This window comes from Rhodoferax ferrireducens, from assembly GCF_031458075.1.
GTDB lineage: Bacteria > Pseudomonadota > Gammaproteobacteria > Burkholderiales > Burkholderiaceae_C > Rhodoferax_B > Rhodoferax_B ferrireducens_A.
Genome location: NZ_JAVDXT010000001.1, coordinates 308,811 through 332,086, shown reverse-complemented (window position 1 = coordinate 332,086; position 23,276 = coordinate 308,811). Strand labels below are relative to the sequence as shown.

General features: G+C 65.2%; 21 protein-coding genes. 10 read left to right on the top strand and 11 right to left on the bottom strand.

Annotated elements, in window-relative coordinates; translation table 11 throughout:
- Positions 1-10: 10 nt before the first annotated feature.
- A complete protein-coding gene (locus J2X19_RS01655) occupies positions 11-2,287 on the bottom strand; it encodes a heavy metal translocating P-type ATPase (RefSeq protein ID WP_310370031.1) in 2,277 nt (758 codons plus the stop codon).
- A 76-nt stretch (positions 2,288-2,363) separates the two neighbouring features.
- On the opposite strand from J2X19_RS01655, the gene cadR reads away from it, so the two are divergent.
- From cadR to J2X19_RS01640, 3 genes are all read left to right on the top strand, one after another.
- Complete coding sequence (gene cadR / locus J2X19_RS01650) at positions 2,364-2,795, top strand: Cd(II)/Pb(II)-responsive transcriptional regulator (RefSeq protein ID WP_116605944.1); 432 nt, start codon at positions 2,364-2,366, stop codon at positions 2,793-2,795.
- A 70-nt stretch (positions 2,796-2,865) separates the two neighbouring features.
- Positions 2,866-3,012 (top strand): hypothetical protein, encoded by a 147-nt coding sequence (locus J2X19_RS01645; protein ID WP_310370029.1) that lies wholly within the window; start codon positions 2,866-2,868, stop codon positions 3,010-3,012.
- 405 nt (positions 3,013-3,417) lie between these two features.
- On the top strand, positions 3,418-4,476 hold the full coding sequence (locus J2X19_RS01640) for a beta-propeller fold lactonase family protein (protein ID WP_310370027.1): 1,059 nt from the start codon (positions 3,418-3,420) through the stop codon (positions 4,474-4,476).
- Between the two features lie 68 nt (positions 4,477-4,544).
- Here the strand turns inward: J2X19_RS01640 and J2X19_RS01635 are convergent, their stop codons facing one another.
- The 4 genes from J2X19_RS01635 to J2X19_RS01620 form a co-directional block, all read right to left on the bottom strand.
- Positions 4,545-5,390 carry a sugar phosphate isomerase/epimerase family protein gene (locus J2X19_RS01635; protein ID WP_310370025.1) on the bottom strand — a complete coding sequence of 282 codons (846 nt, stop codon included), beginning with the start codon at positions 5,388-5,390 and terminating at the stop codon, positions 4,545-4,547.
- Between the two features lie 16 nt (positions 5,391-5,406).
- Positions 5,407-6,033 (bottom strand): NIPSNAP family protein, encoded by a 627-nt coding sequence (locus J2X19_RS01630; protein ID WP_310370023.1) that lies wholly within the window; start codon positions 6,031-6,033, stop codon positions 5,407-5,409.
- A gap of 68 nt (positions 6,034-6,101) precedes the next feature.
- On the bottom strand, positions 6,102-7,775 hold the full coding sequence (locus J2X19_RS01625; protein WP_310370020.1) for an FAD-dependent oxidoreductase: 1,674 nt from the start codon (positions 7,773-7,775) through the stop codon (positions 6,102-6,104).
- Positions 7,776-7,778: 3 nt separating this feature from the next.
- Positions 7,779-8,600: an IclR family transcriptional regulator gene (locus tag J2X19_RS01620; protein ID WP_310370019.1), complete on the bottom strand. Its 822-nt coding sequence runs from the start codon at positions 8,598-8,600 to the stop codon at positions 7,779-7,781.
- Between the two features lie 124 nt (positions 8,601-8,724).
- Here J2X19_RS01620 and J2X19_RS01615 point away from each other — a divergent pair, with 124 nt between their 5' ends.
- The 7 genes from J2X19_RS01615 to J2X19_RS01585 all read left to right on the top strand — a co-directional run bounded on the left by J2X19_RS01615 (position 8,725) and on the right by J2X19_RS01585 (position 17,119).
- Positions 8,725-9,519 carry a shikimate dehydrogenase family protein gene (locus tag J2X19_RS01615; RefSeq protein WP_310370017.1) on the top strand — a complete coding sequence of 265 codons (795 nt, stop codon included), beginning with the start codon at positions 8,725-8,727 and terminating at the stop codon, positions 9,517-9,519.
- A 1-nt stretch (position 9,520) separates the two neighbouring features.
- Positions 9,521-11,236: an FAD-dependent oxidoreductase gene (locus J2X19_RS01610; RefSeq protein WP_310370015.1), complete on the top strand. Its 1,716-nt coding sequence runs from the start codon at positions 9,521-9,523 to the stop codon at positions 11,234-11,236.
- Positions 11,237-11,353: 117 nt separating this feature from the next.
- Complete coding sequence (locus J2X19_RS01605) at positions 11,354-12,277, top strand: S1C family serine protease (RefSeq protein WP_310370013.1); 924 nt, start codon at positions 11,354-11,356, stop codon at positions 12,275-12,277.
- Positions 12,278-12,303: 26 nt separating this feature from the next.
- Positions 12,304-13,311, top strand: coding sequence for an AAA family ATPase (locus J2X19_RS01600; protein WP_116605938.1), 1,008 nt, complete (start codon positions 12,304-12,306; stop codon positions 13,309-13,311).
- Complete coding sequence (locus tag J2X19_RS01595) at positions 13,292-14,299, top strand: DUF58 domain-containing protein (RefSeq protein ID WP_310370010.1); 1,008 nt, start codon at positions 13,292-13,294, stop codon at positions 14,297-14,299. Before J2X19_RS01600 ends, J2X19_RS01595 begins: the two co-directional genes overlap by 20 nt.
- A 12-nt stretch (positions 14,300-14,311) precedes the next feature.
- Positions 14,312-15,355 carry a VWA domain-containing protein gene (locus J2X19_RS01590; protein ID WP_116605936.1) on the top strand — a complete coding sequence of 348 codons (1,044 nt, stop codon included), beginning with the start codon at positions 14,312-14,314 and terminating at the stop codon, positions 15,353-15,355.
- 102 nt (positions 15,356-15,457) lie between these two features.
- Positions 15,458-17,119, top strand: a complete 1,662-nt coding sequence (locus J2X19_RS01585; protein ID WP_116605935.1) for a Na/Pi cotransporter family protein — start codon at positions 15,458-15,460, stop codon at positions 17,117-17,119.
- Here J2X19_RS01585 and J2X19_RS01580 read toward each other — a convergent pair.
- From J2X19_RS01580 to J2X19_RS01555, 6 genes are all read right to left on the bottom strand, one after another.
- On the bottom strand, positions 17,116-17,367 hold the full coding sequence (locus J2X19_RS01580) for a MoaD/ThiS family protein (RefSeq protein WP_310370007.1): 252 nt from the start codon (positions 17,365-17,367) through the stop codon (positions 17,116-17,118). The genes J2X19_RS01585 and J2X19_RS01580 overlap by 4 nt on opposite strands.
- A complete protein-coding gene (locus J2X19_RS01575; RefSeq protein WP_310370006.1) occupies positions 17,364-18,590 on the bottom strand; it encodes a molybdopterin molybdotransferase MoeA in 1,227 nt (408 codons plus the stop codon). Before J2X19_RS01575 ends, J2X19_RS01580 begins: the two co-directional genes overlap by 4 nt.
- Positions 18,587-19,117 carry a molybdopterin-guanine dinucleotide biosynthesis protein B gene (mobB, locus tag J2X19_RS01570; protein ID WP_310370005.1) on the bottom strand — a complete coding sequence of 177 codons (531 nt, stop codon included), beginning with the start codon at positions 19,115-19,117 and terminating at the stop codon, positions 18,587-18,589. The genes J2X19_RS01575 and mobB overlap by 4 nt, the downstream gene beginning before the upstream one ends.
- A 69-nt stretch (positions 19,118-19,186) precedes the next feature.
- Positions 19,187-20,614, bottom strand: a complete 1,428-nt coding sequence (thrC, locus tag J2X19_RS01565) for a threonine synthase (RefSeq protein WP_116605931.1) — start codon at positions 20,612-20,614, stop codon at positions 19,187-19,189.
- A gap of 27 nt (positions 20,615-20,641) precedes the next feature.
- Complete coding sequence (locus tag J2X19_RS01560; RefSeq protein WP_116605930.1) at positions 20,642-21,964, bottom strand: homoserine dehydrogenase; 1,323 nt, start codon at positions 21,962-21,964, stop codon at positions 20,642-20,644.
- 47 nt (positions 21,965-22,011) lie between these two features.
- On the bottom strand, positions 22,012-23,235 hold the full coding sequence (locus J2X19_RS01555) for a pyridoxal phosphate-dependent aminotransferase (RefSeq protein WP_092758086.1): 1,224 nt from the start codon (positions 23,233-23,235) through the stop codon (positions 22,012-22,014).
- Positions 23,236-23,276 lie beyond the last annotated feature (41 nt).

Here is a 23,276-nt window from a genome sequence, read left to right as displayed (position 1 = left end):
AACCCACAACCTACCCCCGAAAGCGCACCAACCGCAAGCCATTCGCCACCACCAGCAAGCTAGCCCCCACATCGGCAAACACCGCCATCCACATCGTTCCCTGGCCGGTCAGCGTCAAGACCAGAAACACCGCCTTGATGCCCAGCGCCAGCACGATGTTCTGCACCAGCAGCGCATGGGTTTTGCGCGACAGGCGGACAAAGCGCGGCAGCTTGCGCAGGTCGTCATCCATCAGGGCTACGTCGGCGGTTTCGATGGCCGTGCCGGTGCCGGCGGCGCCCATGGCAAAGCCAATGTCGGCGCGCGCCAGGGCCGGCGCATCGTTGATGCCGTCGCCGACCATGCCGACCGCGCTGTCTTGGCCCAGCTTGCTTTCAATGGCCTTCAGCTTGTCTTCGGGCAGCAGATCGCCGCGGGCTTCGTCGATGCCCACCTGCTCGGCAATCGCCTTGGCCGTGTGGACGTTGTCGCCCGTGAGCATGATGGTCTTGATGCCGAGCGCATGGAGTTCTGCAATCGCCTGGCGGCTGCTGTCCTTGACCGTATCGGCCACGGCGAACAGGCCGACAACACCTATTTCAGCGCCGTTATCCGCGTCGGCCCGGGCCAGCAAGATGACGGTCTTGCCCTGCTTTTCCAATTCCGACAAACGCGCTTCCAGCGCGTCGGAGCACAGGCCCAACTCATGCACCAGGCGGTGGTTGCCCAGGTAGTACAGATTCCCGTCGATCAGCCCCTTGGTGCCGCGTCCGGGCAGCGCCTCGAAAGCCTCCACCGTGTGCAAGGGAACGGCATCCCGTTGGGCGGCTTCGGCCACGGCACGGGACACCGGGTGGTCCGAGCGGCTGGCCAGGCTGGCGGCAAGGCTGCGGACTTCGGCATCCACCCCGCCATTCAGCACCGCAAAATCTGTCTGCGCGGGCTTGCCGTGGGTGATGGTGCCGGTCTTGTCCAGCGCCAGCCAGACGAGCTTGCGCCCTTCTTCCAGGTACACACCGCCCTTGACCAGGATGCCCATGCGGGCTGCCGCTGCCAGGCCGCTGACGATGGTGACCGGCGTGGAGATCACCAGTGCGCAAGGGCAGGCAATCACCAGCAACACCAAGGCCTTGTAGACCCAGGTGAACCAGTCGCCGCCCATCAGCAGCGGTGGCAGGATGGCAATGGCCACGGCAATGGCAAACACCACCGGGGTATAGACCTGGGCAAACCTGTCCACAAAGCGCTGTGTCGGTGCGCGCGCGCCCTGCGCCTCTTCCACCGCATGGATGATGCGGGCCAGCGTGCTGTCACCCGCTGCGGCCGTCACAAGGTACTCGAACGAGCCCGATGCGTTGATGGTGCCGGCAAACACCGTATCGCCTTCGGCCTTCTCCACTGGCAGGCTTTCCCCCGTGATAGGAGCCTGGTCGATGCTGGAGCGGCCGTTGACGATCTGGCCATCCAGCGCGAGCCGCTCACCGGGTTTGACGCGTACCCGCGCGCCGACGACCACCGCCTTGGCGGCGACATCGCTCCAGCTGCCATCGGCCTGCTGGACGGTGGCACGCTCTGGCGCCAGCTGCAGCAGGCCCTGGATGGCATTGCGGGCCCGGTCCAGGGACTTGGCCTCGATCAGCTCGGCCACGGTGAACAGCACCATCACCATCGCGGCTTCGGGCCACTGGCCGAGCAGCAGCGCGCCAGTGACCGCAATGCTCATCAGCGCGTTGATGTTGAGGTTGCCATTGCGCACCGCGATCCAGCCCTTTTTGTAGGTGGTGGTACCGCAGGCCAGCACCGCCGCCAACGCCAGCACGGCCGCCACCCAGCCGGGCAACCCGGCCCAGTGCGCGGCTTCGGAGGCGATGGCCGCCGCACCGGCCAGCACCAACGGCCACCAGGGCTTGGCGGGCTCGGGCGTGGGCGCGGCCTGGGCCGCGGCGCTGTTGGCGATCTCGGGCGTAAAGCCGAGGGAGCGCACCGCCTGCAGGATGGGCTCAATGGCGCTGGGCGCGTGGGTGACCGTCAGCACGCGCTGCATCAGGTTGAAGTCCATGCCCGCCACACCGTCCATGCCGGTCAGCTTCTTGCGCAACAAGGCCTCTTCGGTCGGGCAGTCCATCTGCAGGATGCGGATCGGGGTTTGCATGCCCTGGGCGCTAGTGCTGGGCGCGGCGGGCAGGGCCAGCGGCACCGCGCTGGCCGCGCAGCAAGCGCCCGCGCCATGGTCATGGCCGTGCCCATGGTCCGAGTGGTCGTGACCATGGGGGTCATGGGCGTGGTCGTGCTTGGCAGGGGTAGGCATAGGGGCTTTCAGAAGACTTGCAACGATTACACAACCTGAAGCTACTATAGAGTCAACCGCTTTCTGGAGTACCCTTATGAAGATCGGTGAATTGGCCCAGGTCGCGCAATGCACGGTGGAGACGGTGCGCTACTACGAGAAAGAAGGCCTGCTGCCCGCCCCGGCCCGCACGGCGGGCAACTTCCGGGTCTACGGGCCCGAGCATCTGGAGCGGCTGCGCTTCATCCGCAACTGCCGCGCGCTGGACATGAGCCAGGAAGAAATCCACACCCTGCTGCGCCTGGCCGACCAGCCGGCCGAAGGCTGCGGCGCCATCAACGCGGTATTCGACCAGCACATCGCCCATGTGGACGAGCGCATCCGCGAACTGGTGCACCTGAAGGAGCAACTGGGCAGCCTGCGCCAGCGCTGCTCCAGCGAACAGGCGGTGGACGCCTGCGGCATCCTGCAAGGCCTGGCGGCCATGGAAACCGAGGAACGGCCCGAGCGGCACACCCACCTGGGCTGAGGCAAGCGTTCGGAGGTTTGACGCCGCTTGCCGGGCGCCGCAGAATCATGGGCTGCTTCGGGAGCCGCTTATGTTCAGCCTGCACCGCCGCACGACTCTGGCCTACCTCGGCAGCCGCCCCGCGCTATACACGGTACTGGAGCAGGCGCGGGGCGATGAACTCAGCCCGCTGCAGGCCCGGTTTTCAGAGACGCCGACCCATACACCGGCAGCCTGAATCCAACCGCCACACACAAGGACAAGACCACGGACAACTTGGCCCACGCCTAGAGCCCGTTCCGCCAGGAGGCACCTGGTCTTCTACACATACAGAGACCCGCATGCCTGGCCCCACCACTGGCTGCAACAGTAACGCTGGCATGTTGCGCGCCGCCGGTCTGGCCGATGTCAGCCTGGTCGACTGGAATGCCGTTCTGACGGCAACGCCTACGTGAATTAATCCACCAAATGGGGATTTAAACAGGGGTTACTAGATAGAAACCTCCATAGGCCGGCAACACAACGCAGGCTACCCTTGTAAGCGTTCGTAACCGCACAAGCGCTAAACCATAAAAGTCTGTCGTACTACGATAAGTTTTACCGAACGAGCACACAAAAAATATAAAGCAACTGGAGAGCAATATTGTCGTATGAACCTCGGCCCATTGATTGCATACAAAACAACTCTTGGGCTTACAGCTTAATTAACAGTGTCGCCTTTCACCCCAGCGAGGATTTATTTTGTGCGGCATTTTCATCGGTTAATCAATTGATTAACTTCAAGGTTGACAAATTCGGGCAAGCACGCGTTACCCAAGTTATCAAGCACCCCGATGCACTTCTCCATGCACCACAGCATGTTGTTTTCTCGCCAGATGGGAAAAAAATCATTGTTATTAATTGGAGCAGCACAACATTCACCATTTACCAGCGCGGAGAAGATGAACTGTATGCATCGCTTCCGATTGCTTGCATCCCATTTCCTGCTCCCTTGGCGGCCTTGAAGCCCCATGGCATGGATATTTCGCCATCGGGTAAATTTTTAACCGTGGCTTTCGGTTGGATAAATACCCATCAAAAAGCTATCGGCCTTTTCAGCTTTGATGACGAAGGCCCAGAGATTCGCCTTCTTGACTGGATACCAGACGAAAGTTTACCGGGTGTTCCGAAAGGAATTGCATTTTCCCCGGACGAAACTTGTTTACTCGTCACCTATTCAGATCTGAATTGCATCTGCATTTACGATTTTGATCGCCAGACAGGTCGCATCAATCCTGTTCCCACACAGACTTTCGAAGGCGAAGCAACCCGTTTGGCTAGACCGGAGGATATCAAGGTGTCGCGCGATGGGAACAGCATCACCGTATCTAACAGCGAAGCAGATTACGTCACGTCGTATTCTTTTGATTGCACAAATAACCGCATCACGGAAAAACGACCGACCCAGGCACTCGAGAATCCTGATGCACACATGCGGTTTCCACACGGCATCGCATATTCGCCCAATGGTGCCCTGCTGGTCGTAAGCCAATTTGGCCCACTTCCGGTGACCAGCAATGGCGATATTGTTTTTGGCAGACAAACTCCCCGCAGACAGGCAAAAATTAATATCTACCGGCAGCAGCATTCCCATCCGGCTTTAAAGAGCTCCCATTGGAGACGGTCTTGGTCGTCGCTGATGCGCTTGATAGGCCCCAGATAGGCATCGCCCGCCTTCCACTGCGCCGTAGCGGGCTCCATACGTTGTCTGTTTGGGCCGTATGCAAAAAATCAGGCTTGGGTAGCCTGGATATCAAGCAGAGTGCGGCTGGCGGCAAGGCATTGGCGGGACCAGTCGGCGGGAGGCATTTGCGCCATACGCTGCAGGTGCACCACCTCTACGCTGACAGGCAGGTCATTCGGCAGGGCAGAAAACAAGGCTTGCAAGGCGATACCGCCCTCGCCAGGTTGTAGGCGCTCACAGCGCGCGGTGTGAACCATTTCGTCCACCGTGAAAGCCCGACCCATCGGAGTCCATGGGGCACGGGTGGGCGCATCGCACACTTGTGCGTAGTGCAGCAGATCGCGCGGCAAGGCGCGGATATCGTCCAACGTGGTGCCAGAGCGGTCGAAGTGCAGGGCATCCACCAGAATGCCCGCACTGGCCGGGCGGCCCGCGGCTATGACAATGCGCAGGGCGGCATTGGCATCGGGCACGGCCGTCCAGGGCATGAACTCCAGGTCAGCAGTCAGACCGTAGGGACGCACCAATTCGCACAGGCGGGCATACGCATCGGTCAGACGTGGCTCGTCGGTATCGTCCCCTGCGACCAGCAAGGCCCGGGCTTTGAGCGCAGCGCCGGCCTCCAACAACGGCAGGTAGGTGCGGGGGTCAAAGCCCGCGCCGATACGGATGATTTCCAGATCGAACACGCCCACGCCGGTGTCGCGCTGCGCCGCCAAGGTTTCGCGCAGTACCGCGGGCTGGCCGATCAAAAACTGCTGCGGTGCACCTGCCGCGTTGGGCCATAGGCGCAAGCCCACGTCGCTATAGCCCAGCGCAGCGGCCTGGCGTATGGCCTGCGGCGGCGTCAGGGCGCAAGCGGTGAGGTAGGCCTGGGAATAAAGCCGTGGCATCGGGTTCTCCGGGCTTTTATTTGAGAGGCGATACCGCCGTCGGCAGCGCAATGGTGGACACCATATTCGTCGTCAGGTGCGCCGGCCCGCCCTTGGGCGGCCAGATGCCTTGGACCACGGCGTCGGCGCGGGCCTTGCTGCGTGCGTCCAGAGTCGGGTAGGACCAGATGTTGGTGAAGCGCAGCGGGCCGTCCAGCGCCACCATGGCCACGACGCAGGGCGACAGCGCTTCGCGCGGTGGCACGTACTGCTCCCACAGATCAATCGTGGCCTGCACGCCGCCGGTCTTGATGCCGTAGGTGCGGATCTCGTACACCGGGCCGCGGATGCCGGACTCTGCAGACGGCCGCACCGGCTTCATCCACGGAAAGCCCTGGTAGCTGTGCTGCTCCAGGCTCTGGAAGATGCCGCCGCAGCCGAACGGGTCGGCGCTCTTTTGCGTGCGCGCCCGCTCGGTTTGCAGCGCGCCCAGGTCGGCAAAGCCGCGCAGCACGATCATCTGGTTCAGCTGGCCGATGTCTGTAAACCAGCAGCCCAGCAGTTCACCGCCCGCTTCGGGCGCGGTGGTGTAGGTCTGCACGTGGGTGGCGGCCTGCCCGGCGGTGCCGAAGGGCAGGGTCATGGTGGCGAGTTCGTAGTACATGGAGATTCCTTTTGCTATTGAATTAAGAGCTGCTTGCGCAGGTATTGATTGCGCTGGAGGCCGATTTCTTATAAATCCACACCGGCGGCGTGGTGCGCAGCGATATAGCCAAACGTCATCGCCGGCCCCAGGGTGATGCCGCCGCTGGGGTAGCTGCCGCCCATCACGCTGTGCATGTCGTTGCCACCGGCGTACAGGCCGGGGATGGGCTGGTTCCGCGCGTCGAGCACCTGTGCGCTGGCGTTGGTGCGCAGGCCGGCGAAGGTGCCCAGGCTGCCGGGAACGACCTTTACCGCATAGAACGGGCCTTGCGCCAGAGGCGCCATGCAGGGGTTGGCCAGGCCCGCCTCGGCGTCGCCCTGCACGCGGTTGTAGGGGGTCTCGCCCTTGGCGAAGTCAGCGTCACGGCCTTCCAGTGCTTGCTGGTTGTAGCGCTGTACTGTGGCGTGCAAGTTCGCTGCAGCTATGCCGCAGGCCAGGGCCAGATCTGCCAAGGTGTTGCCGCGTTGCAGGTAGCCGTTACGCAGCATGGCGCCCATGGGCATGGGGGCGGGCTTCACCGCGCCCAGCCCGTAGTGGCGGATGAAAGCGTGGTCGCAGACCAGCCAGGCCTGCACCGGTGCCCCGGCTGGCGTGGCGGCCAGCATGCCACGCACAAAGTCATAGTAGGAATCGGCTTCGTTGGTGAAGCGGCGCCCGTTCGCCGTCACCGCGATCAGGCCGGGTTTGGCGCGCTCGATCAGGTGTGGGAAGTGCGCGAAGCTGCCGTCTTTTTGCGGCACCAGCGATACCGGCGCCAGCGCTGCGGCCTGCACCGCGTCACACGCGACCTGGCCGCCGGCCGATTCGCCCAGGCGCAGGCCGTCGCCGGTGTTGCTGCGCGAGGCGGCCGACCAATGTGCGTGGCCCAGCAGTTCTTGCTTGCGTGCCGCATCAAATGGAAAACCGCCGCAGGCCAGCACCACGCCGCGACGGGCGCGTATCTCGCTGCCATCGACCACCGCGCCGAGCACGCAGCCATGTTCGAACAGCAGGCGCTGCGCCGGGCTATTGGTGCGTATCTCCACGCCTTGGGCAAAGGCCGATGCGGCCAACCCGGCGACCAGCGCATTGCCGTTGACCAGGCGCATGCCGCGCCGGTAGCGCAGCAGATCGGCACAGTGGCGTAGCACCCTTTGGCTCACATACCAGAGCGATGCAGGCTTGCGCATGGCGTTGAAGAAATGCCGCAACTCCGCACCGGACGCAATGCCCATGCCCCACAGCGTGGTCTCGGCCAGCGGCGGCTTCAGCTGCTGGATGTGTGCGCCCAGGCGGCGGCCATCAAAGGGTGCTGCGCAGATCGACCGGCCGCCCTTGGCCGCAAACGGGTTGCGGCCGTGAAAGTCGGGCACGCTGTTGCCGTCGATGAACTGCAGTGCAGTCTGGCTGCGGAAGAACTCCACCATGCGCGGCCCTTGTGCCAAGAAGGCCTGGACCCGCTCTGCGTCGAACTGCGCGCCCAGCTCCTGCCGCAGATACGCCGTGGGTTGGGCGATGTCCTCAAAGATGCCGGCGTCAAGCGCCAGCGGGTTGCGCGGCACCCACATCCAGCCACCGGACCAGGCGGTGGTGCCGCCATACTGGGCCTCTTTCTCCACCACCAAGACCTTCAAGCCCAGGTGGGCGGCGGTGACGGCGGCGGACAAACCGCCAGCGCCGGAGCCGATCACCAAAAGATCGCAGGTTTCAGTGGCGGCCATGGATCAGGCGGCGTAGATTTTTTTCAGGCTAGCAGTGGCGGTGGCGCGCGGCTGGTTGAAGAAAGGCGATGCGCCGCTGGCGGCGGCCAGCTGCGCGGCCAGCGACACCAGGTCGGCGCCCAGGGCCTGCATGCGTTCCAGCGTGAAGCGGGCAGACGGGCCGGCGATGCTGATGGTGCCCAAGGCGGGCTGGCCGTTCAGGCGCACGGGCGCGGCCATGGCGTTCAGGCCGGGGGTGTAGGTTTCCAGCGTCAGGCTGTAGCCGCGTTCGCGTGTGGCGTTTACTTGGGCCATCACCTCTTGCAGGGTCTTGGGTGCGTTCGGGCCGAATTCTTCCACCGGGCCGACGCCCTGCTGGGCCACCAGGGCCAGTGCCGCGTCGTCGTCCATGGTGGACAGCCAGGCCAGGCCCGAGGACGAACAGGAGATGCGCGCATCGCTGCCCATGTCGGGGTCGTAGCGCAGGCCTTGGCGCGCGCCTTGGGCGCGGGCCACCCAGGTCAGGCGGTTGCCGTCCACCACGGCCAGGCGCACCAGTTCGCCGGAGATTTCGGCCAAGCGGTCGAGCAACGGCTGGGCAATGTCGACGATGCCGGTGTGGCTGAGAAAGCTCAGGCCCATGGACACCAGCTTGGTAGTCAGCAGGTAGTCGCCGTGGTCGCGCGTTTGCCGCACATAGCCACAGCGCACCAGGTCGGCCAGCAGGCGGTGTACGGCGCTGCGGGGGATGTCAAGCTGGTCGGCAATGGCAGCCAGCTCCAGCCCGCCGCCGTGCTGGGACAGCAGCTCCAAGATGCCCAGGGTTCTTTCCAATACGCCATTCATGCGGGTCGCTCCGTCGGTTCAATGGCTGGCATCTTAGCAAAATCAGAATTAAGTTCAATACTGGAATAGTATTCCATTTTTACTTATGATTGCGCCATCGAGCAGTCCCACGGAGAACTTCAGCATGTCAGAACCCTTGAACGGCGCCACCCGCGTCCACTACATCGTCGGCGACCCGATCGCCCAGGTGAAATCGCCGGCCGGGGTGAGCCAGGCGCTGCAGCAGCGCGGCCACAACGCCTATGTGATGCCCGCCCACGTGGCGCCGGCCCAACTGGCCGCCTGGCTGGCCGGGGTATCGCTGGCGCAGAACGTGGACGGCGTCATCGTCACCGTGCCGCACAAGTTCGCCTGTTTTGAGCTGTGCAGCACCACCTCGGAACGGGCCAGGTTCTTGCACGCCGTCAACACCATGCGCCGCAACCCTGATGGCAGCTGGCACGGCGATATGTTCGACGGCCTGGGCTTCGTCTCGGCGATGCAGGACAACGGCTGCCAGCCGGCGGGCAAGAAGGCCTTGCTGGTCGGTGCCGGCGGCGCCGGATCGGCGATTGCCCACGCGCTGGTGGTGGCCGGGGTCAGCCAGCTGGCCATCTTCGACGCCGATGTGGCCCGCCGCACCACCCTGATCAACCGTTTGAACGGCCTGGGCCGCTGCCCGGTCATCCATGGTTCGGCCGATCCCACAGGCTACGACATCGTGCTCAACGCCACCCCGGTCGGCATGCGGGCCGGCGACCCGTATCCGTTGGATGTGGAGAAACTCAGCGCCGCCATGTTCGTCGGCTGCGTGATCACCGCGCCCGCCATCACGCCGCTGATCGCCGCCGCCCGCGCCCAGGGCTGCCAGACCATGACCGGCGCCCACATGTTCGGCCGCGTGCGCGACCTGATGGTCGATTTCCTGCTGGAACGCTGAGATGCAGCTGCTGTCTTCGCTCAGCGCTCTGCCCGAGTCCTCCAGCTATGACCTGGTCGTCATCGGCGCCGGCGGCGCGGGCCTGGCAGCGGCTTTGTTTGCGGCCATTGCCGGGCAGAAGGTGTTGCTGGTGGAGCGCACCGAATATGTGGGCGGCACAACGGCCTGGTCGGGTGGCACGACCTGGATTCCCGGCACGCGGCATGCGGCCAGCGTCAACCCGCAGGACACGCTGGCAGACGCCAAACGCTACCTCGACAACGCCATCGGCGCGCGCAGCCCGGCGGCATTGCGCCAGGCCTTTCTGGACCACGGCGCGCAAGCGGTGGAGCTGCTGGAAAGCCGCAGCGAGGTGCACTACCGCGCCTACCCCAAGCACCCAGACTACATCTCCGAGCTGGGCGGCTCCACCCTGAACGGCCGCGCGCTGGAGCCGCTGCCGTTTGACGGCCGCCTGCTGGGCGATCTGTTCGCTTTGATCCGCCCGCCCATCCCCGAGTTCACCGTGCTCGGCGGCATGATGGTGGACCGCACCGACATCAACCACCTGCTGGCGCTGGGCAAGTCGTTCCGCTCGTTTCGGCACGCGGCCAAGCTGCTGGCCCGCCATGCGCTGGACCGGCTGCGCCACCCGCGCGGCACGCGGCTGGTGATGGGCAATGCCCTGGTCGGGCGGCTGCTGTATTCGCTGTCGCGGCACGCGAATGTCACGCTGGCGCTGAACACCTCGGTGCGGCGCATCCACCGCGAAGCCCAGGGCATTGCGGCCGTAACCCTGCTGCAAACCGGCCAGCACCGCACGGTGGGCGTGGGGGCTAGCCTGGTGCTGGCCAGCGGTGGCTTCAACCGCAACGCCCAGCTGCGCGCCGACCTGCTGCCCGGCGTGCCGGCCGACTGGTGCCCGTCTGCGCCCGGCCACACCGGCGAGGCCCACGGCCTGGCCCAGCACGTGGGTGCCCACTATGGGCAAGGCGACCTGAGCCCGGCCTTCTGGGCGCCGGTGTCGAAACGCCTGCGCGCAGACGGCAGTACGGCCGTGTTCCCGCATTTCATGATGGACCGCGCCAAGCCCGGCATGCTGGCGGTGAACCAGGCGGGTCAGCGTTTTGTCAATGAAAGCACCTCGTACCACCTGTTCGGCCTGACCCTACAACAGCCAGGCAATCTGCCGGCCTACCTGGTGTGCGATGCCGTGGCTCTGCGCAAATACGGCATCGGCATGGTGCGCCCCGGCGGCAAAGGGCTGGAGCCCTTCCTGGCCGACGGCTACCTGGCGCAGGCTGACACGCTGGATGCGCTGGCGCACAAGCTGGGCATCGATACGCAAGGCCTGCAGGCCAGCGTGGCGCAGATCAATGCTTATGCCGAGACCGGTGTGGACCCGGACTTCCAGCGCGGCAGCACCGCCTATTCACAGAACATGGGCGACCCCGCTGCTGGCGGCAAGAACCCCAACCTGGGCCCGCTGCGCCAAGCGCCGTACTACGCGGTGCGCCTGTACCCCGGCGATATCGGCGCCGCCACCGGCTTCGCCACCAATGCCGACGCGCAGGTGCTGGGCGAAGACAACACCCCTATCCCCGGCCTGTACGCTGTGGGCAATGACATGCAGAGCATCATGGGCGGGGTGTACACCGCGCCTGGCATTACCCTGGGCCCGGGCGTGGTATTTGCCTACCTGGCAGCGCGCCACGCTGCTGCGCGTAACAGCCGCTGAGCCCGCGCGGGCCGCCGCCGGATAGGTGGCGAAACCTTGGAGATGCACAAAGCCGCAAACCGTGCTACCGTAAAAACTCTGCGCCAAACCCTGGCGTGTACGAGCAAAGGTGACAGGATGCCCCGGCCCGCTCTCTACAGCAGTTCTCGCCACGCCCGCCCCCAGCCGGCGGCCGTGCCCGCAGCAGACGCAGCTGCGCCCCTGACTGCTGCGCCGGCCACGCCAGCCTCTGCATCCACACCCCCTTCCGCTGTGTCTAAACACAGCCTGCGCGCACTCTGGACCGCCATCGTGGTGCTCACCGCCTTGCTGCTGACCAGCCTGTGGCTGCACCAGCGCCCGGCGGCCCGCAAGATCACCCAGGACGACATCGATGCCGCCGTGCTGCGCACCCTGGAAACCAACACCTTGCCGTCCGCCGCCGCCCGTGCGGTTGAGACTGTCGCACCCTCGGTGGTCCGCGTGGTCGGTTATTCCAGCAGCAGCACCGGCAAGAAGGAAGTCGGCCGCAGCGTGGGCACCGGGGTGGTGATCGTGGACAAGGGCATCATCCTGACCAATCTGCATGTGGTGCAGGGCGCAGAGCGCATCACCATCACCTTCCATGATGGGCTGGAGACCACGGCCAGCATCACCGGCATGCAAGCCGAGAACGACCTGGCCGTGCTGCAAGCCCACAAGGTGCCCGACGACCTGCAGGCGGCGGCCCTGCGCTCCACCCAGGACCTGCGCCCGGGCGACCAGGTGGTGGCCATCGGCTTTCCGTTCGGCATCGGGCCGTCGGCGTCGGCCGGCGTGGTGTCGGGCCTGAAGCGCGAATTCACCTCGCCCGAAGGCAAGCAGCAGATGAGCAACCTGGTCCAGTTCGACGCCGCGGCCAACTCGGGCAACTCGGGCGGACCGCTGGTCACCATGGACGGCGAGGTGGTGGGCATCGTCACCGCCATCCTGAACCCCACACCGGCCCGCACCTTCATCGGTATCGGCTTTGCCGTACCCATAGAGAACGCGGCATCCGCGGTCGGCATGTCACCCTTCTGAGTCCGCCTATCTTTGCGAGGAGCCCTATGGAACCCCTGTCTAGCCCCGTCGTCCCCACCGCCACCCTGATGGAGCAGGTGCTGTTCGAGGTCAAGCGCGTCGTCGTAGGGCAGGACCGCTTTCTGGAGCGGGTGATGGTGGCCATCCTCGCGCAAGGCCATCTGCTGGTCGAAGGCGTGCCGGGCCTGGCCAAGACCCTGACCATCAAGACCCTGGCCAGCAGCATCCAGGGCAGCTTCAAGCGCATCCAGTTCACTCCCGACCTGGTGCCCGCCGACCTGGTGGGCACGCGCATGTACAACCAGAAAACCGGCGAATTCAGCACCAGCCTGGGCCCGGTGTTTGCGCACCTGCTGCTGGCCGACGAAATCAACCGCGCGCCGGCCAAGGTGCAGAGCGCGCTGCTGGAAGTGATGCAGGAGCGCCAGGTAACGATTGCCGGCGAGACCCACAAGGTGCCCGAACCCTTTCTGGTGATGGCCACCCAGAACCCCATCGAAACCGAAGGCACCTACGCCCTGCCGGAAGCCCAAGTCGACCGCTTCATGATGAAGGTGCTGCTCGGCTACCCCAGCGAGGAAGAAGAATTCGTCATCGCCCAGCGCGCGCTCGATCTGCCGGTGCAGGTGCTGCCGGTGGCCACCACTGCCCAGCTGGCCGCGCTGCAGGCCGAGTGCCGCACGGTGTATGTGGACCCGTCTATGCTGCAGTACGCGGTCAAGCTGGTCGCCGCCACGCGAGCGCCGGCCCGCCATGGCCTGCAGGAGATCGCCCACTACATCAGCTGCGGCGCCAGCCCCCGCGCCACCATCCACCTGGCCGAAGGGGCGCAGGCCCTGGCCATGCTGCGCGGTCGCAACTACGTGCTGCCCGAAGACATGAGCGATCTGGCCGCCGATGTGCTGCGGCACCGGCTGGCGCTGTCGTATGAAGCGCTGTCCGAAGGCCTGGACGCCGATGCGCTGATCGTCAAAATCATGGCCAAAATACCGGCGCCCGCGCGCCCCCTGCAACATGAGCAACGTGCAGCCTGATCCTGCCACAGCCAAGGGCACAGCCCGCCCGCTGCCCACCCTGCCTGGCCAGGCCGACCGCCTGCTGCGCCAGCTGGAATGGAACGTGGTGCGCAAGCTCGACGGCCTGCTGCAAGGCGACTACCGCACCCTGATGCGCGGCAGCGGCCTGGACCTGGCCGATCTGCGCGAATACCAGCCACACGACGACGTGCGGCATATCGACTGGAACGTCACCGCCCGCCTGAACGCACCCCATGTGCGGGTGTTCACCGAAGACCGCGAGATGTCGGCCTGGTTCCTGCTCGACCTCAGCCCCTCCATCAACTTCGGCCCGCCGGGCAATGCCAAGCGCGACATCCTCACCGGCTTTGTGGCCGTACTGGCGCGCCTGCTGACCCGCCACGGCAACCGGGTCGGCGCCATGCTGTACGGTACCGGCGGCGGCCCGGAGCGCGTGGTGGATGCGGTGCTGCCGCCGCGCAGCAGCCGCGCCCATGTGCTGCACCTGGTGCACCGCCTGCTGCAGCCCGCGCCGGCCCAGCAAGCCGGCGCCACCCAGCTGCAACTGCTGCTGCAGGCCGCCATCGGCAATATCCGCCGCCGCTCTACCGTGCTGGTGGTGTCCGACTTCATCAGCACCCCGGGCTGGGAAAAGCCCCTGGCGCAGCTGGCGCGCCGGCACGACGTGGTGGCCGTGCGCCTGCTCGACCCGCTGGAGCTGAACCTGCCCGATGTCGGCCTGGTCACCCTGTTCGACCCCGAAACCGGCGAGCACCTGCAGGTAGACACCAACGACAAAGGCTTCAGATACCGCTTTGCCCGCCTGGCCGCCGAGCGCGAGGCAGCGCTGCGCGCAGGGCTGACCCAGGCCGGCGCCGACACGCTGGAGCTGTGCACCGACGACGACCTGGTCGACGCGCTGCTGCGCTTCATGGACCTGCGCCAGCACCGGGTGCGCCCCGCGTTCATCCCTCCCAACCACCCGACGGCCGCGCAGGCTGCATGAGGACACGCCACCATGGTTTTTCTCTGGCCCACCCTGCTCTGGCTGCTGCTGGCCGTGCCGCTGCTGGTGCTGCTCTACCTGTGGCTGCTGCGCCGGCGTAAAAAAACCGCGCTCAGCTATTCCAGCATGGCTTTGGTACGCGAGGCCATGGGCCCGGGCTACCGGCTGCGCCGGCACATTCCGCCGGCCCTGTTCCTGCTGGCACTGGTGGCGTTACTGCTGGCCGCCGCCCGGCCACTGGCGGTGATCACCCTGCCCTCGCAAGAGCAGACCATCATGCTGGCCATGGACGTGTCGGGCAGCATGCGCGCCACCGATGTGCAGCCCGACCGCATCACCGCTGCGCAGAACGCCGCCAAGGCCTTTCTGGCCGAGCTGCCGCGCAATGTCCGGGTCGGCATCGTGGCCTTTGCTGGCAGCGCGCAGCTGGCCCAGCTGCCGACCCAGAGCCGCGAAGACCTGGTCAAGGCCATAGACAGCTTCCAGCTGCAGCGCGGCACGGCCATAGGCAACGGCATCATGCTGTCGCTGGCCACGCTGTTCCCCGACGCCGGCATCGACATCGCCGCCCTGGGCGGGCGCCAGGCCATGCGGCCGCGCTCGATGGACGAAGTCACTAAGCAGGACCCGGCCAAGACCTTTACCCCGGTCGCGCCCGGCTCCTACAACTCGGCTGCCATCATCATGCTGACCGACGGCCAGCGCACCACTGGCGTCGACCCGCTGGAAGCCGCCAAATGGGCGGCCGACCGCGGCGTACGGGTCTATACCGTGGGTGTGGGCACGCTGCAGGGCGAAACCATAGGTTTCGAAGGCTGGTCGATGCGGGTGCGGCTGGACGAAGAAACCCTCAAGGCCGTGGCCTTGCGCACCAATGCCGAATACTTCCATGCGGCCACCGCCGCCGATCTGAAGAAGGTTTACGAGACCCTGAGCTCGCGCCTCACGGTGGAGAAAAAAGAAACCGAAATCTCGGCGCTGCTGGCCCTGGTCGGCGCCACGCTGGCGCTGCTGGCCGCCGCTTTGTCGGTGTGGTGGTTTGGCCGGGTGATGTAGGAGCCCGCCACAGCTTGGGGCCGCCATGGCGGATGCTGGCCAGTCAGGGACGCGTGCATAGAAATTGCAGGCCGGGGTCAGCGTATAGTTAGTGGCTACCCTATGAAGCATTTACTTAATTTATTGGCAGCCATCGCGCTGCTCGTGTGGGGCACCCATCTGGTTCGTACCGGCGTACTGCGCGTGTTCGGAGCCAATCTGCGCCAGATCCTGGCCAGCAGCATGGGCAACCGCTTCACCGCGGCCCTGTCGGGCATAGGCGTTACCGCCCTGGTGCAGTCCAGCACGGCCACCTCGCTGATGACCTCGTCTTTCGTCGGCCAGGGCCTGATCACCCTGCCGGCAGCGCTGGCCATCATGCGCGGCGCCGACATCGGCACCAGCCTGATGTCGGTGCTGTTCTCGTTTGACCTGTCCTGGCTGTCGCCGCTGTTCATCTTCATCGGTGTGGTGCTGTTTCTGTCCACCAAGGACGGCACGGCCGGGCGCATAGGCCGGGTACTGATCGGCCTGGGCCTGATGCTGCTGGCCCTGCGTTTGGTGGTCGACGCCACCGAGCCGCTGCTGGCCTCGCCAGCGGTCAAGGCCTTGCTCGGCGCCGTCAGCAGCGACGTGCTGCTGGAAATCTTCCTGGGCATGGTGCTGGCCATCCTGGCGTATTCCAGCCTCGCCGTGGTGCTGCTGATTGCCGCGCTGGCCGCATCGCACGTGATCCAGCTGGACGTGGCGCTGGGCCTGGTGCTGGGTGCCAATCTGGGCAGCGGCGCGCTGGCGGTGCTGACCACGGCCAAGTCGGCCCTCGAGGTGCGCCAGGTCACCGTGGGCAACCTGGTGTTCAAGCTGATGGGCGTGGTGCTGGTCGCCCCCCTGATCGGCCTGTGGCTGCGCCATGTGCAGCCCTCGCTGCCCGACGCCACCCACGGCGTGGTGCTGTTCCACCTGGCATTCAACATCAGCATGAGCGTGGCCTTCATCGGCCTGACCCAACTGGTCGCCAAGGCCATGGAAAAGCTGCTGCCCAAGCCCACCCAGGCCGCCGCCGCCCAGACGCGGCCGCACCACCTTGACCCCTCGGCCCTGTCCACGCCCTCGCTGGCCATCTCCTGCGCGGCCCGCGAAGCGCTGCACCAGGCCGATGTGGTGGAGACCATGATGCTCGGCCTGATGACCGTCATCAAGGAAGGCGACCTGCAGCTGGCCGAAGACCTGCGCAAGCTGGACGACACCGTGGACCGGCTCTACTCGTCCATCAAGTACTACCTGACCAAGATCTCGCGCGAAGCCCTGTCGGAAGAAGAAAGCCGCCGCTGGACCGACATCATCAGCTTCACCATCAACATGGAGCAGATCGGCGACATCATCGAGCGCGTGCTGATCGACGTGGAAGACAAGAAGATCAAGCCGGGCCGCAACTTCTCCGAGGCCGGCATGCAGGAAATCAGCGAACTGCACGCCCGCCTGGTGGACAACCTGCGCTTGTCGATGAGCGTGTTCCTGAACGGCAATGTGCACGACGCCAAGAAGCTGCTGGAAGAGAAAGCCCGCTTCCGCGACCTGGAGCATGCCTACTCGCGTTCGCACCTGGTGCGGCTGACCGACAACACCTTGTCGAGCATAGAAACCAGCTCACTGCACATCGACCTGATCAGCGAACTGAAGCGTATCAACTCGCACATCTGCTCCATCGCCTACCCTATCCTGGACTCGGCCGGCGCGTTGGCACCGAACCGGCTGCGCAGCTCAAAGCTGGCTGATCTGAACTAGCCGCCAGTGACGGGCGGAAAGAACGCCACTTCCGCCCCATCCACCAGCACAGCCTGGCCATCGACCATCACCTGGTTCAGCGCGGCACGCACGGCACGCCCTGGCGCCAGGCTCACGGCATAGGCGCCGCCGCGCGCCACCAGCTCGCCGCGCAGGTCTTGCACCGTGGCAGCATGGGTTTCCACCGCCTCCTGGCCGGTGCCGAGGGCTTCGCGGATCGAGGCGAAGTACTTCACAGTGAGCTTCATGCCTGCAACTCTGCCAATGAAATGAAACGCACCATGTCGCCATGGGCAATGGTCTGGCCGGCCGGGTTGTCCACCACGCCGTCGCCCCAGGCGGCGGAGGTCAGCACGCCAGAGCTTTGGTTGGCGAACAGGTCCAGGCCGCCGGCCGCGTTGCGCCGCACGCGCAAAAATTCGCGGCGCTGGTCGGCGCGGGGCCAGTTGAAATGCGCGGGCAGTGCCATGGCCTGCGGCACCAGCTGGGTCGCACCCTGCAGCCGCAGCAGGAAGGGGCGCACCAACACCAGGAAGGTGATGTAGCTGGACACTGGGTTGCCCGGCAGGCCAATAAAGTGAGCACCGCCCACCCGGCCACAGGCAAACGGCTTACCGGGCTTGATGGCGATCTGCCACAGATTCAGCTGGCCCAGGGCCTGCACGGCGGGTTTGACATGGTCTTCCTCACCCACCGACACGCCGCCGCTGGTCAGTATCAGGTCGTGCGCCTGGCTGGCATCGCGCAGCGCTTGCTGGGTAGCGGCGCGCTGGTCCGGCACGATGCCGTAGTCGGTCACCACGCAGCCCAGACGCTGCAGCAGGGCACGCAGAAAGAAGCGATTCGAGTTGTAGATGGCGCCGGGCCGCATAGCCTGTGGCGCCACTTCGCCGGGCATGACCAGTTCGTCACCGGTGGAAAACAGCGCCACCCTTGGGCGCCGTGCCACCGGCAGCTGGTCCATGCCAATACTGGCCGCCAGCGCAATAGATGCGGGCGTGAGGCGCTCACCTTTCGATAGCACCACGGCATGCTTGGCAACATCCTCGCCGGCCCGACGCAGCCACTGGCCGGGCTGGGGTGGGCGCAGCACGCGGATGCTCTGGTCGGGCAGGACTTCGCAGTCTTCCTGCATCACTACCGCGTCGGCCCCGGCGGGGATGGGCGCACCGGTAAAGATGCGTGCCGCCGTACCTGCCTGCAGGGCCAGCGCCGGGCTGCCGGCGGCTACACGCTGGGAAACCGGCAAGCTGGCCGTGCCCGCCAGGTCCGCACAGCGCAGGGCGTAGCCGTCCATGGCGCTGTTGTCGTGCGCGGGCACCTGCAATGCCGACACCAGGTCTTGCGCCAGCACGCGGCTGTCGGCATCGAAGGTGGACACCTGCTCCACCCCGGCCAGGGGCTGCGCCTGGGCCAGCAGCTGGGCCAGGGCGTCGTCCAGCGGCATCAAGGGCGTGCGGGGTCGGGTCATGTCGGGGCCTTGTAGACAAACAGAGAGGCGTGCTGCAGCAGCCAGGCGACTACAGCGTCGGGGTCGTTCAGGTCCAGCACGGGGTGCGGGCTGGGCACGGGCAATGCGTCGGCGGCCCCGTCGGTGGCAATGGCCACGATGTGCGGATCCGCCGGGTACTGCACCGGCTGCTGCGCGGCGGCGCGCCAGACTTCGATCTTGGGCAGGTCGCTGGACTTGAAGCCCTCGACCAGCACCCAGTCCACGCTGGGGCTGAGTTCGGCGATCAGCGCATGCACCGACAGCTCTTCGGGTTGTTCGAATTCGCGCACCAGGGCCAGGCGCCGGTCGGAGGCCACCACCACCTCGAAGGCGCCGGCCTGGCGGTGCCGCCAGCTGTCCTTACCCGGATGGTCGATGTCGAATTTGTGGTGCGCATGCTTGGCCACAGACACCCGCAGGCCCAGCTGCTTGAGGCGGGGAATCAGCTGCTCCACCAGGGTGGTTTTACCCGACCCGGAAAAGCCCGCGAAGACGACCGCCTTCATACCCATGTCCGCACCATACTATGTTTTTAATAGCTGCCAGCGCAGGTAGAACCTGCGCCAGAGGCCTATTTAGCTACAAGTCTTCTCGATCAGCGCCTTCACCAGCGTCACATCGGCGGGCAGGTTCAGCACGCGCTTGGGCAGGGCTTCGATGCCTTCGAACTGCGCGGGGCGCTCGGGTTCGCGGCCCAGGGCTTCGACAATGGTGGCGGCGAACTTGATGGGCAGCGCCGTCTCCAGCACGATCATCGGTGTGCCGATTTGTAAGTGCTCCAGCGCCACCTTCAGGCCGTCGGCCGTGTGCGTGTCGATGACCATGCCATGGCGGTCGGCGGTGTCGCGGATGGTGGCCAGGCGGTCGGCATGCGTGCTCTTGCCGCTGGCGAAGCCGTAGCGCGCAGCCGCGTCCTTGAAGGCCGGGTCGGCGCTCAAATCGAAGCTGCCGGTGGCCGACAGCTGGGTGCTGAACAAGTCCTTGGTGCGCGCGCCATCGCGGCCCACCAGGTCGAACACAAAGCGCTCGAAGTTGGAAGCCTTGGAGATGTCCATCGACGGGCTGGAGGTCTCGTGCGTATCGGCGCTGCCGCGCACGCGGTAGACGCCGGTACGGAAGAACTCGTCGAGCACATCGTTTTCGTTGGTCGCCACCACCAGCTGCGCCACCGGCAGGCCCATCATGCGGGCTACATGGCCGGCGCAGACGTTGCCGAAGTTGCCCGAGGGCACGGTGAAGCTGACCTTCTGGTCGTTGGTCTCCGTGGCCTGGATGTAGCCGGCAAAGTAGTACACCACCTGGGCCAGCAAGCGTGCCCAGTTGATGCTGTTGACGGTGCCGATCTTGTACTTGCGCTTGAAGTCCAGGTCGTTGGACACGGCCTTGACGATGTCCTGGCAGTCGTCGAACACGCCTTCCACGGCGATGTTGATGATGTTCGCGTCCTGCAGGCTGAACATCTGCGCCTGCTGAAACGGGCTCATGCGGCCGGCTGGCGAGGTCATGAAGACGCGCACGCCCTTCTTGCCGCGCATGGCGTATTCGGCCGCGCTGCCGGTGTCGCCGCTGGTGGCGCCGAGGATGTTCAGCTCTTCACCGCGCCGGGCCAGCTCGTACTCGAACAGATTGCCCAGCAGCTGCATCGCCATGTCCTTGAAGGCCAGGGTCGGGCCATTCGACAGGGCTTCCAGGTAGACGCCGTTTTCCACATGGCGCAGGGGCACGATCTCGCCAGTGCCGAACACCTGGGCGGTATAGGTCTTGCGGCACAGGGCGCGCAGGTCGTCGGCCGGGATGTCGTCGATATACAGCGAAAGGATTTCAAACGCCAGCTCGGCATAGCCTTGCTCATGGTAGACCTTGCGCCAGCGCGTCAGGGTGGTGTTGTCCACCTGCGGGTACTGCACCGGCAGGTACAGGCCGCCATCGGGCGCCAGGCCTTCGAGCAGGATTTCACAGAACTTGCGCGGCGTGGCATCGCCACGGGTGGAAATGTAGTGCATGGTGTGTGTCCTTTGCAGCAGCCGGGATCAGGCCAGCTCTTCCTTGCGGATGCGGGTGATGGGCGCGAGCACGGTGGGCAGGGCCTGCATCTGCGCCAGGGCGGCGTTCATGCGCGACTCGGTGCAGTCGTGGGTCAGGATGATCACATCGGTTTGCGTGGCGCCTTCGCCGCCGATTTCATCGGCTTCGCGTTGCAGCACCGCGTCGATGCTGATGTCGGCCGCGGCCAGCAGGCCGGTGACGGTCGCCAGCACGCCGGCCTGGTCGGCCACGCGCAGGCGCAGGTAGTAGCTGGTGATCACGTCGCCCATGGGCAGCACTTGCAGATCGCTCAGGGCATCGGGCTGGAAGGCCAGGTGCGGCACGCGATTGGTCGGGTCGGCTGTGTGCAGGCGGGTGATGTCCACCAGGTCGGCGATCACCGCGCTGGCGGTGGGTTCGCTGCCCGCGCCCTTGCCGTAGTACAGCGTGGTGCCGACGGCATCGCCCTGCACCACTACCGCGTTCATCGCGCCTTCGACATTGGCGATCAGGCGCTTGGCCGGCACCAGGCTGGGGTGCACGCGCAGCTCCACGCCCTGCGGCGTGCGCTTGGTGATGCCCAGCAATTTGATGCGGTAGCCCAGTTGCTCGGCGTACTTGATGTCTTGCGAACCCAGCTGGGTAATGCCTTCAACATAGGCCTTGTCGAACTGCACCGGGATGCCAAAAGCGATGGCCGACATCAGGGTCAGCTTGTGCGCGGCGTCCACGCCTTCGATGTCGAAAGTGGGGTCGGCCTCGGCATAGCCCAGGCGCTGGGCTTCTTTGAGCACCACGGCAAAGTCCAGGCCCTTGTCGCGCATTTCGCTGAGGATGAAGTTGGTCGTGCCGTTGATGATGCCGGCCACCCACTGGATGCTGTTGGCGGTCAGGCCTTCGCGCAGCGCCTTGATGATGGGGATGCCACCGGCGACGGCGGCTTCGAAGGCCACCATCACGCCCTTGGCGTGGGCTGCGGCGAAGATCTCGGTGCCGTGCACGGCCAGCAAGGCCTTGTTGGCGGTGACCACGTGTTTGCCGGCGGCAATGGCTTCCAGCACCAGCTCTTTGGCCAGGGTGTAGCCGCCGATCAGCTCGACCACGATGTCGATGTCGGGGTTGGCGATGATGGCGCGCGCATCGGCCACCACCTGGGCCCGGTCGCCCACCAGGGCTTGGGCCTCGGCCACGTTGCGGCGCGACACCATGGTGACCTCAATGCCACGGCCGGCCCGGCGCTTGATTTCTTCCTGGTTGCGCTGCAAAACGTTGAACACGCCGCTGCCGACAGTGCCGATGCCGAGGATGCCTACTTGGATGGGTTTCATAACAGATATTTAAGTAAAAAGTGCCGATAGCGCAGGTAGTACGTGCGCTAGGCGCTACGTTTACGATAGCTTTCAAGGAATTTGGCAACGCGGCCAATCGCTTCGCGCAGGTCGTCTTCGTGGGGCAGGAAGACGATGCGGAAGTGGTCCGGTTGCTGCCAGTTGAATCCGGTGCCCTGCACCAGCATGACGCGGGTTTCGCGCAGCAGTTCCAGGAAGAATTGGCGGTCGTCGGCGATCGGGTAGACCACCGGGTCCAGCCGGGGAAACATATACAACGCCGCTTGTGGCTTGACGCAGGTGACGCCCGGAATGGCGGTGATCAGCTCGTAGGCCAGATCGCGCTGGCGGCGCAGACGGCCGCCTTCGCAGACCAGGTCGTTGATGCTCTGGTAGCCGCCCAGGGCGGTCTGGATGGCCCACTGGCCGGGCACGTTGGAACACAGCTTCATGTTGGAGAGCATGTTCAGGCCCTCGATGTAGTCGGTGGCCACCTTTTTGTTGCCCGACACCACCATCCAGCCCGCGCGGTAGCCGCAGGACCGGTAGCTTTTGGACAGCGAATTGAAGGTCAGGGTCAGCACGTCGGTCGACAGGCTGCCCATTGCCGTGTGCTTGACGCCGTCGTACAGCACCTTGTCGTAGACCTCGTCGGCCAGGATCACCAGGCCATGCTCGCGGGCGATGGCGACGATCTCCAGCAGCAGCGCGTCGGTATACACCACGCCCGTGGGGTTGTTGGGGTTGATTACCACAATGCCCTTGGTGCGCGGCGTGATCTTGGCGCGGATGTCGTCCAGGTTGGGCATCCAGTTGTTGGCCTCGTCGCACAGGTAGTGCACCGGTGTGCCGCCGGACAGGCTGGTCGCAGCCGTCCACAGCGGATAGTCGGGCATGGGCAGCAACAGCTCGTCGCCGTTGTCCAGCAAGGTGTTGGTCGCCATGGTGATGAGTTCACTGGCGCCGTTGCCCAGGTAAATGTCGTCCAGCGTCACGCCCGCAATGCCTTGTTGCTGGGTGTAGTGCATGACCGCCTTGCGCGCGCCAAAAATGCCCTTGCTGTCCGAATAACCTGCCGAATTGGGCAGGTTGCGGATCATGTCCTGCTGGATTTCTTCCGGCGCGTCGAAGCCAAAAACCGCCAAATTGCCAATATTGAGCTTGATGATCTTTTGGCCTTCGTCCTCCATCTGGCGCGCTGCGTCCATGATCGGCCCGCGAATGTCGTACAGCACATTGGCCAGTTTGCTGGATTTTTGGATGGTCTTCATGGTGGCCTAAGGGCGCTAAGTGGGCTGGTATGCGAGCTGCC

What these genes read in the sequence shown, in the direction of transcription:
- J2X19_RS01655 (WP_310370031.1), bottom strand. Translation starts at nt 2,287, where the DNA reads ATGCCTACCCCTGCCAAGCACGACCACGCCCATGACCCCCATGGTCAC.
- cadR (WP_116605944.1), top strand. Translation starts at nt 2,364, where the DNA reads ATGAAGATCGGTGAATTGGCCCAGGTCGCGCAATGCACGGTGGAGACG.
- J2X19_RS01645 (WP_310370029.1), top strand. Translation starts at nt 2,866, where the DNA reads ATGTTCAGCCTGCACCGCCGCACGACTCTGGCCTACCTCGGCAGCCGC.
- J2X19_RS01635 (WP_310370025.1), bottom strand. Translation starts at nt 5,390, where the DNA reads ATGCCACGGCTTTATTCCCAGGCCTACCTCACCGCTTGCGCCCTGACG.
- J2X19_RS01630 (WP_310370023.1), bottom strand. Translation starts at nt 6,033, where the DNA reads ATGTACTACGAACTCGCCACCATGACCCTGCCCTTCGGCACCGCCGGG.
- J2X19_RS01625 (WP_310370020.1), bottom strand. Translation starts at nt 7,775, where the DNA reads ATGGCCGCCACTGAAACCTGCGATCTTTTGGTGATCGGCTCCGGCGCT.
- J2X19_RS01620 (WP_310370019.1), bottom strand. Translation starts at nt 8,600, where the DNA reads ATGAATGGCGTATTGGAAAGAACCCTGGGCATCTTGGAGCTGCTGTCC.
- J2X19_RS01615 (WP_310370017.1), top strand. Translation starts at nt 8,725, where the DNA reads ATGTCAGAACCCTTGAACGGCGCCACCCGCGTCCACTACATCGTCGGC.
- J2X19_RS01610 (WP_310370015.1), top strand. Translation starts at nt 9,521, where the DNA reads ATGCAGCTGCTGTCTTCGCTCAGCGCTCTGCCCGAGTCCTCCAGCTAT.
- J2X19_RS01605 (WP_310370013.1), top strand. Translation starts at nt 11,354, where the DNA reads ATGCCCCGGCCCGCTCTCTACAGCAGTTCTCGCCACGCCCGCCCCCAG.
- J2X19_RS01600 (WP_116605938.1), top strand. Translation starts at nt 12,304, where the DNA reads ATGGAACCCCTGTCTAGCCCCGTCGTCCCCACCGCCACCCTGATGGAG.
- J2X19_RS01595 (WP_310370010.1), top strand. Translation starts at nt 13,292, where the DNA reads ATGAGCAACGTGCAGCCTGATCCTGCCACAGCCAAGGGCACAGCCCGC.
- J2X19_RS01590 (WP_116605936.1), top strand. Translation starts at nt 14,312, where the DNA reads ATGGTTTTTCTCTGGCCCACCCTGCTCTGGCTGCTGCTGGCCGTGCCG.
- J2X19_RS01585 (WP_116605935.1), top strand. Translation starts at nt 15,458, where the DNA reads ATGAAGCATTTACTTAATTTATTGGCAGCCATCGCGCTGCTCGTGTGG.
- J2X19_RS01580 (WP_310370007.1), bottom strand. Translation starts at nt 17,367, where the DNA reads ATGAAGCTCACTGTGAAGTACTTCGCCTCGATCCGCGAAGCCCTCGGC.
- J2X19_RS01575 (WP_310370006.1), bottom strand. Translation starts at nt 18,590, where the DNA reads ATGACCCGACCCCGCACGCCCTTGATGCCGCTGGACGACGCCCTGGCC.
- mobB (WP_310370005.1), bottom strand. Translation starts at nt 19,117, where the DNA reads ATGAAGGCGGTCGTCTTCGCGGGCTTTTCCGGGTCGGGTAAAACCACC.
- thrC (WP_116605931.1), bottom strand. Translation starts at nt 20,614, where the DNA reads ATGCACTACATTTCCACCCGTGGCGATGCCACGCCGCGCAAGTTCTGT.
- J2X19_RS01560 (WP_116605930.1), bottom strand. Translation starts at nt 21,964, where the DNA reads ATGAAACCCATCCAAGTAGGCATCCTCGGCATCGGCACTGTCGGCAGC.
- J2X19_RS01555 (WP_092758086.1), bottom strand. Translation starts at nt 23,235, where the DNA reads ATGAAGACCATCCAAAAATCCAGCAAACTGGCCAATGTGCTGTACGAC.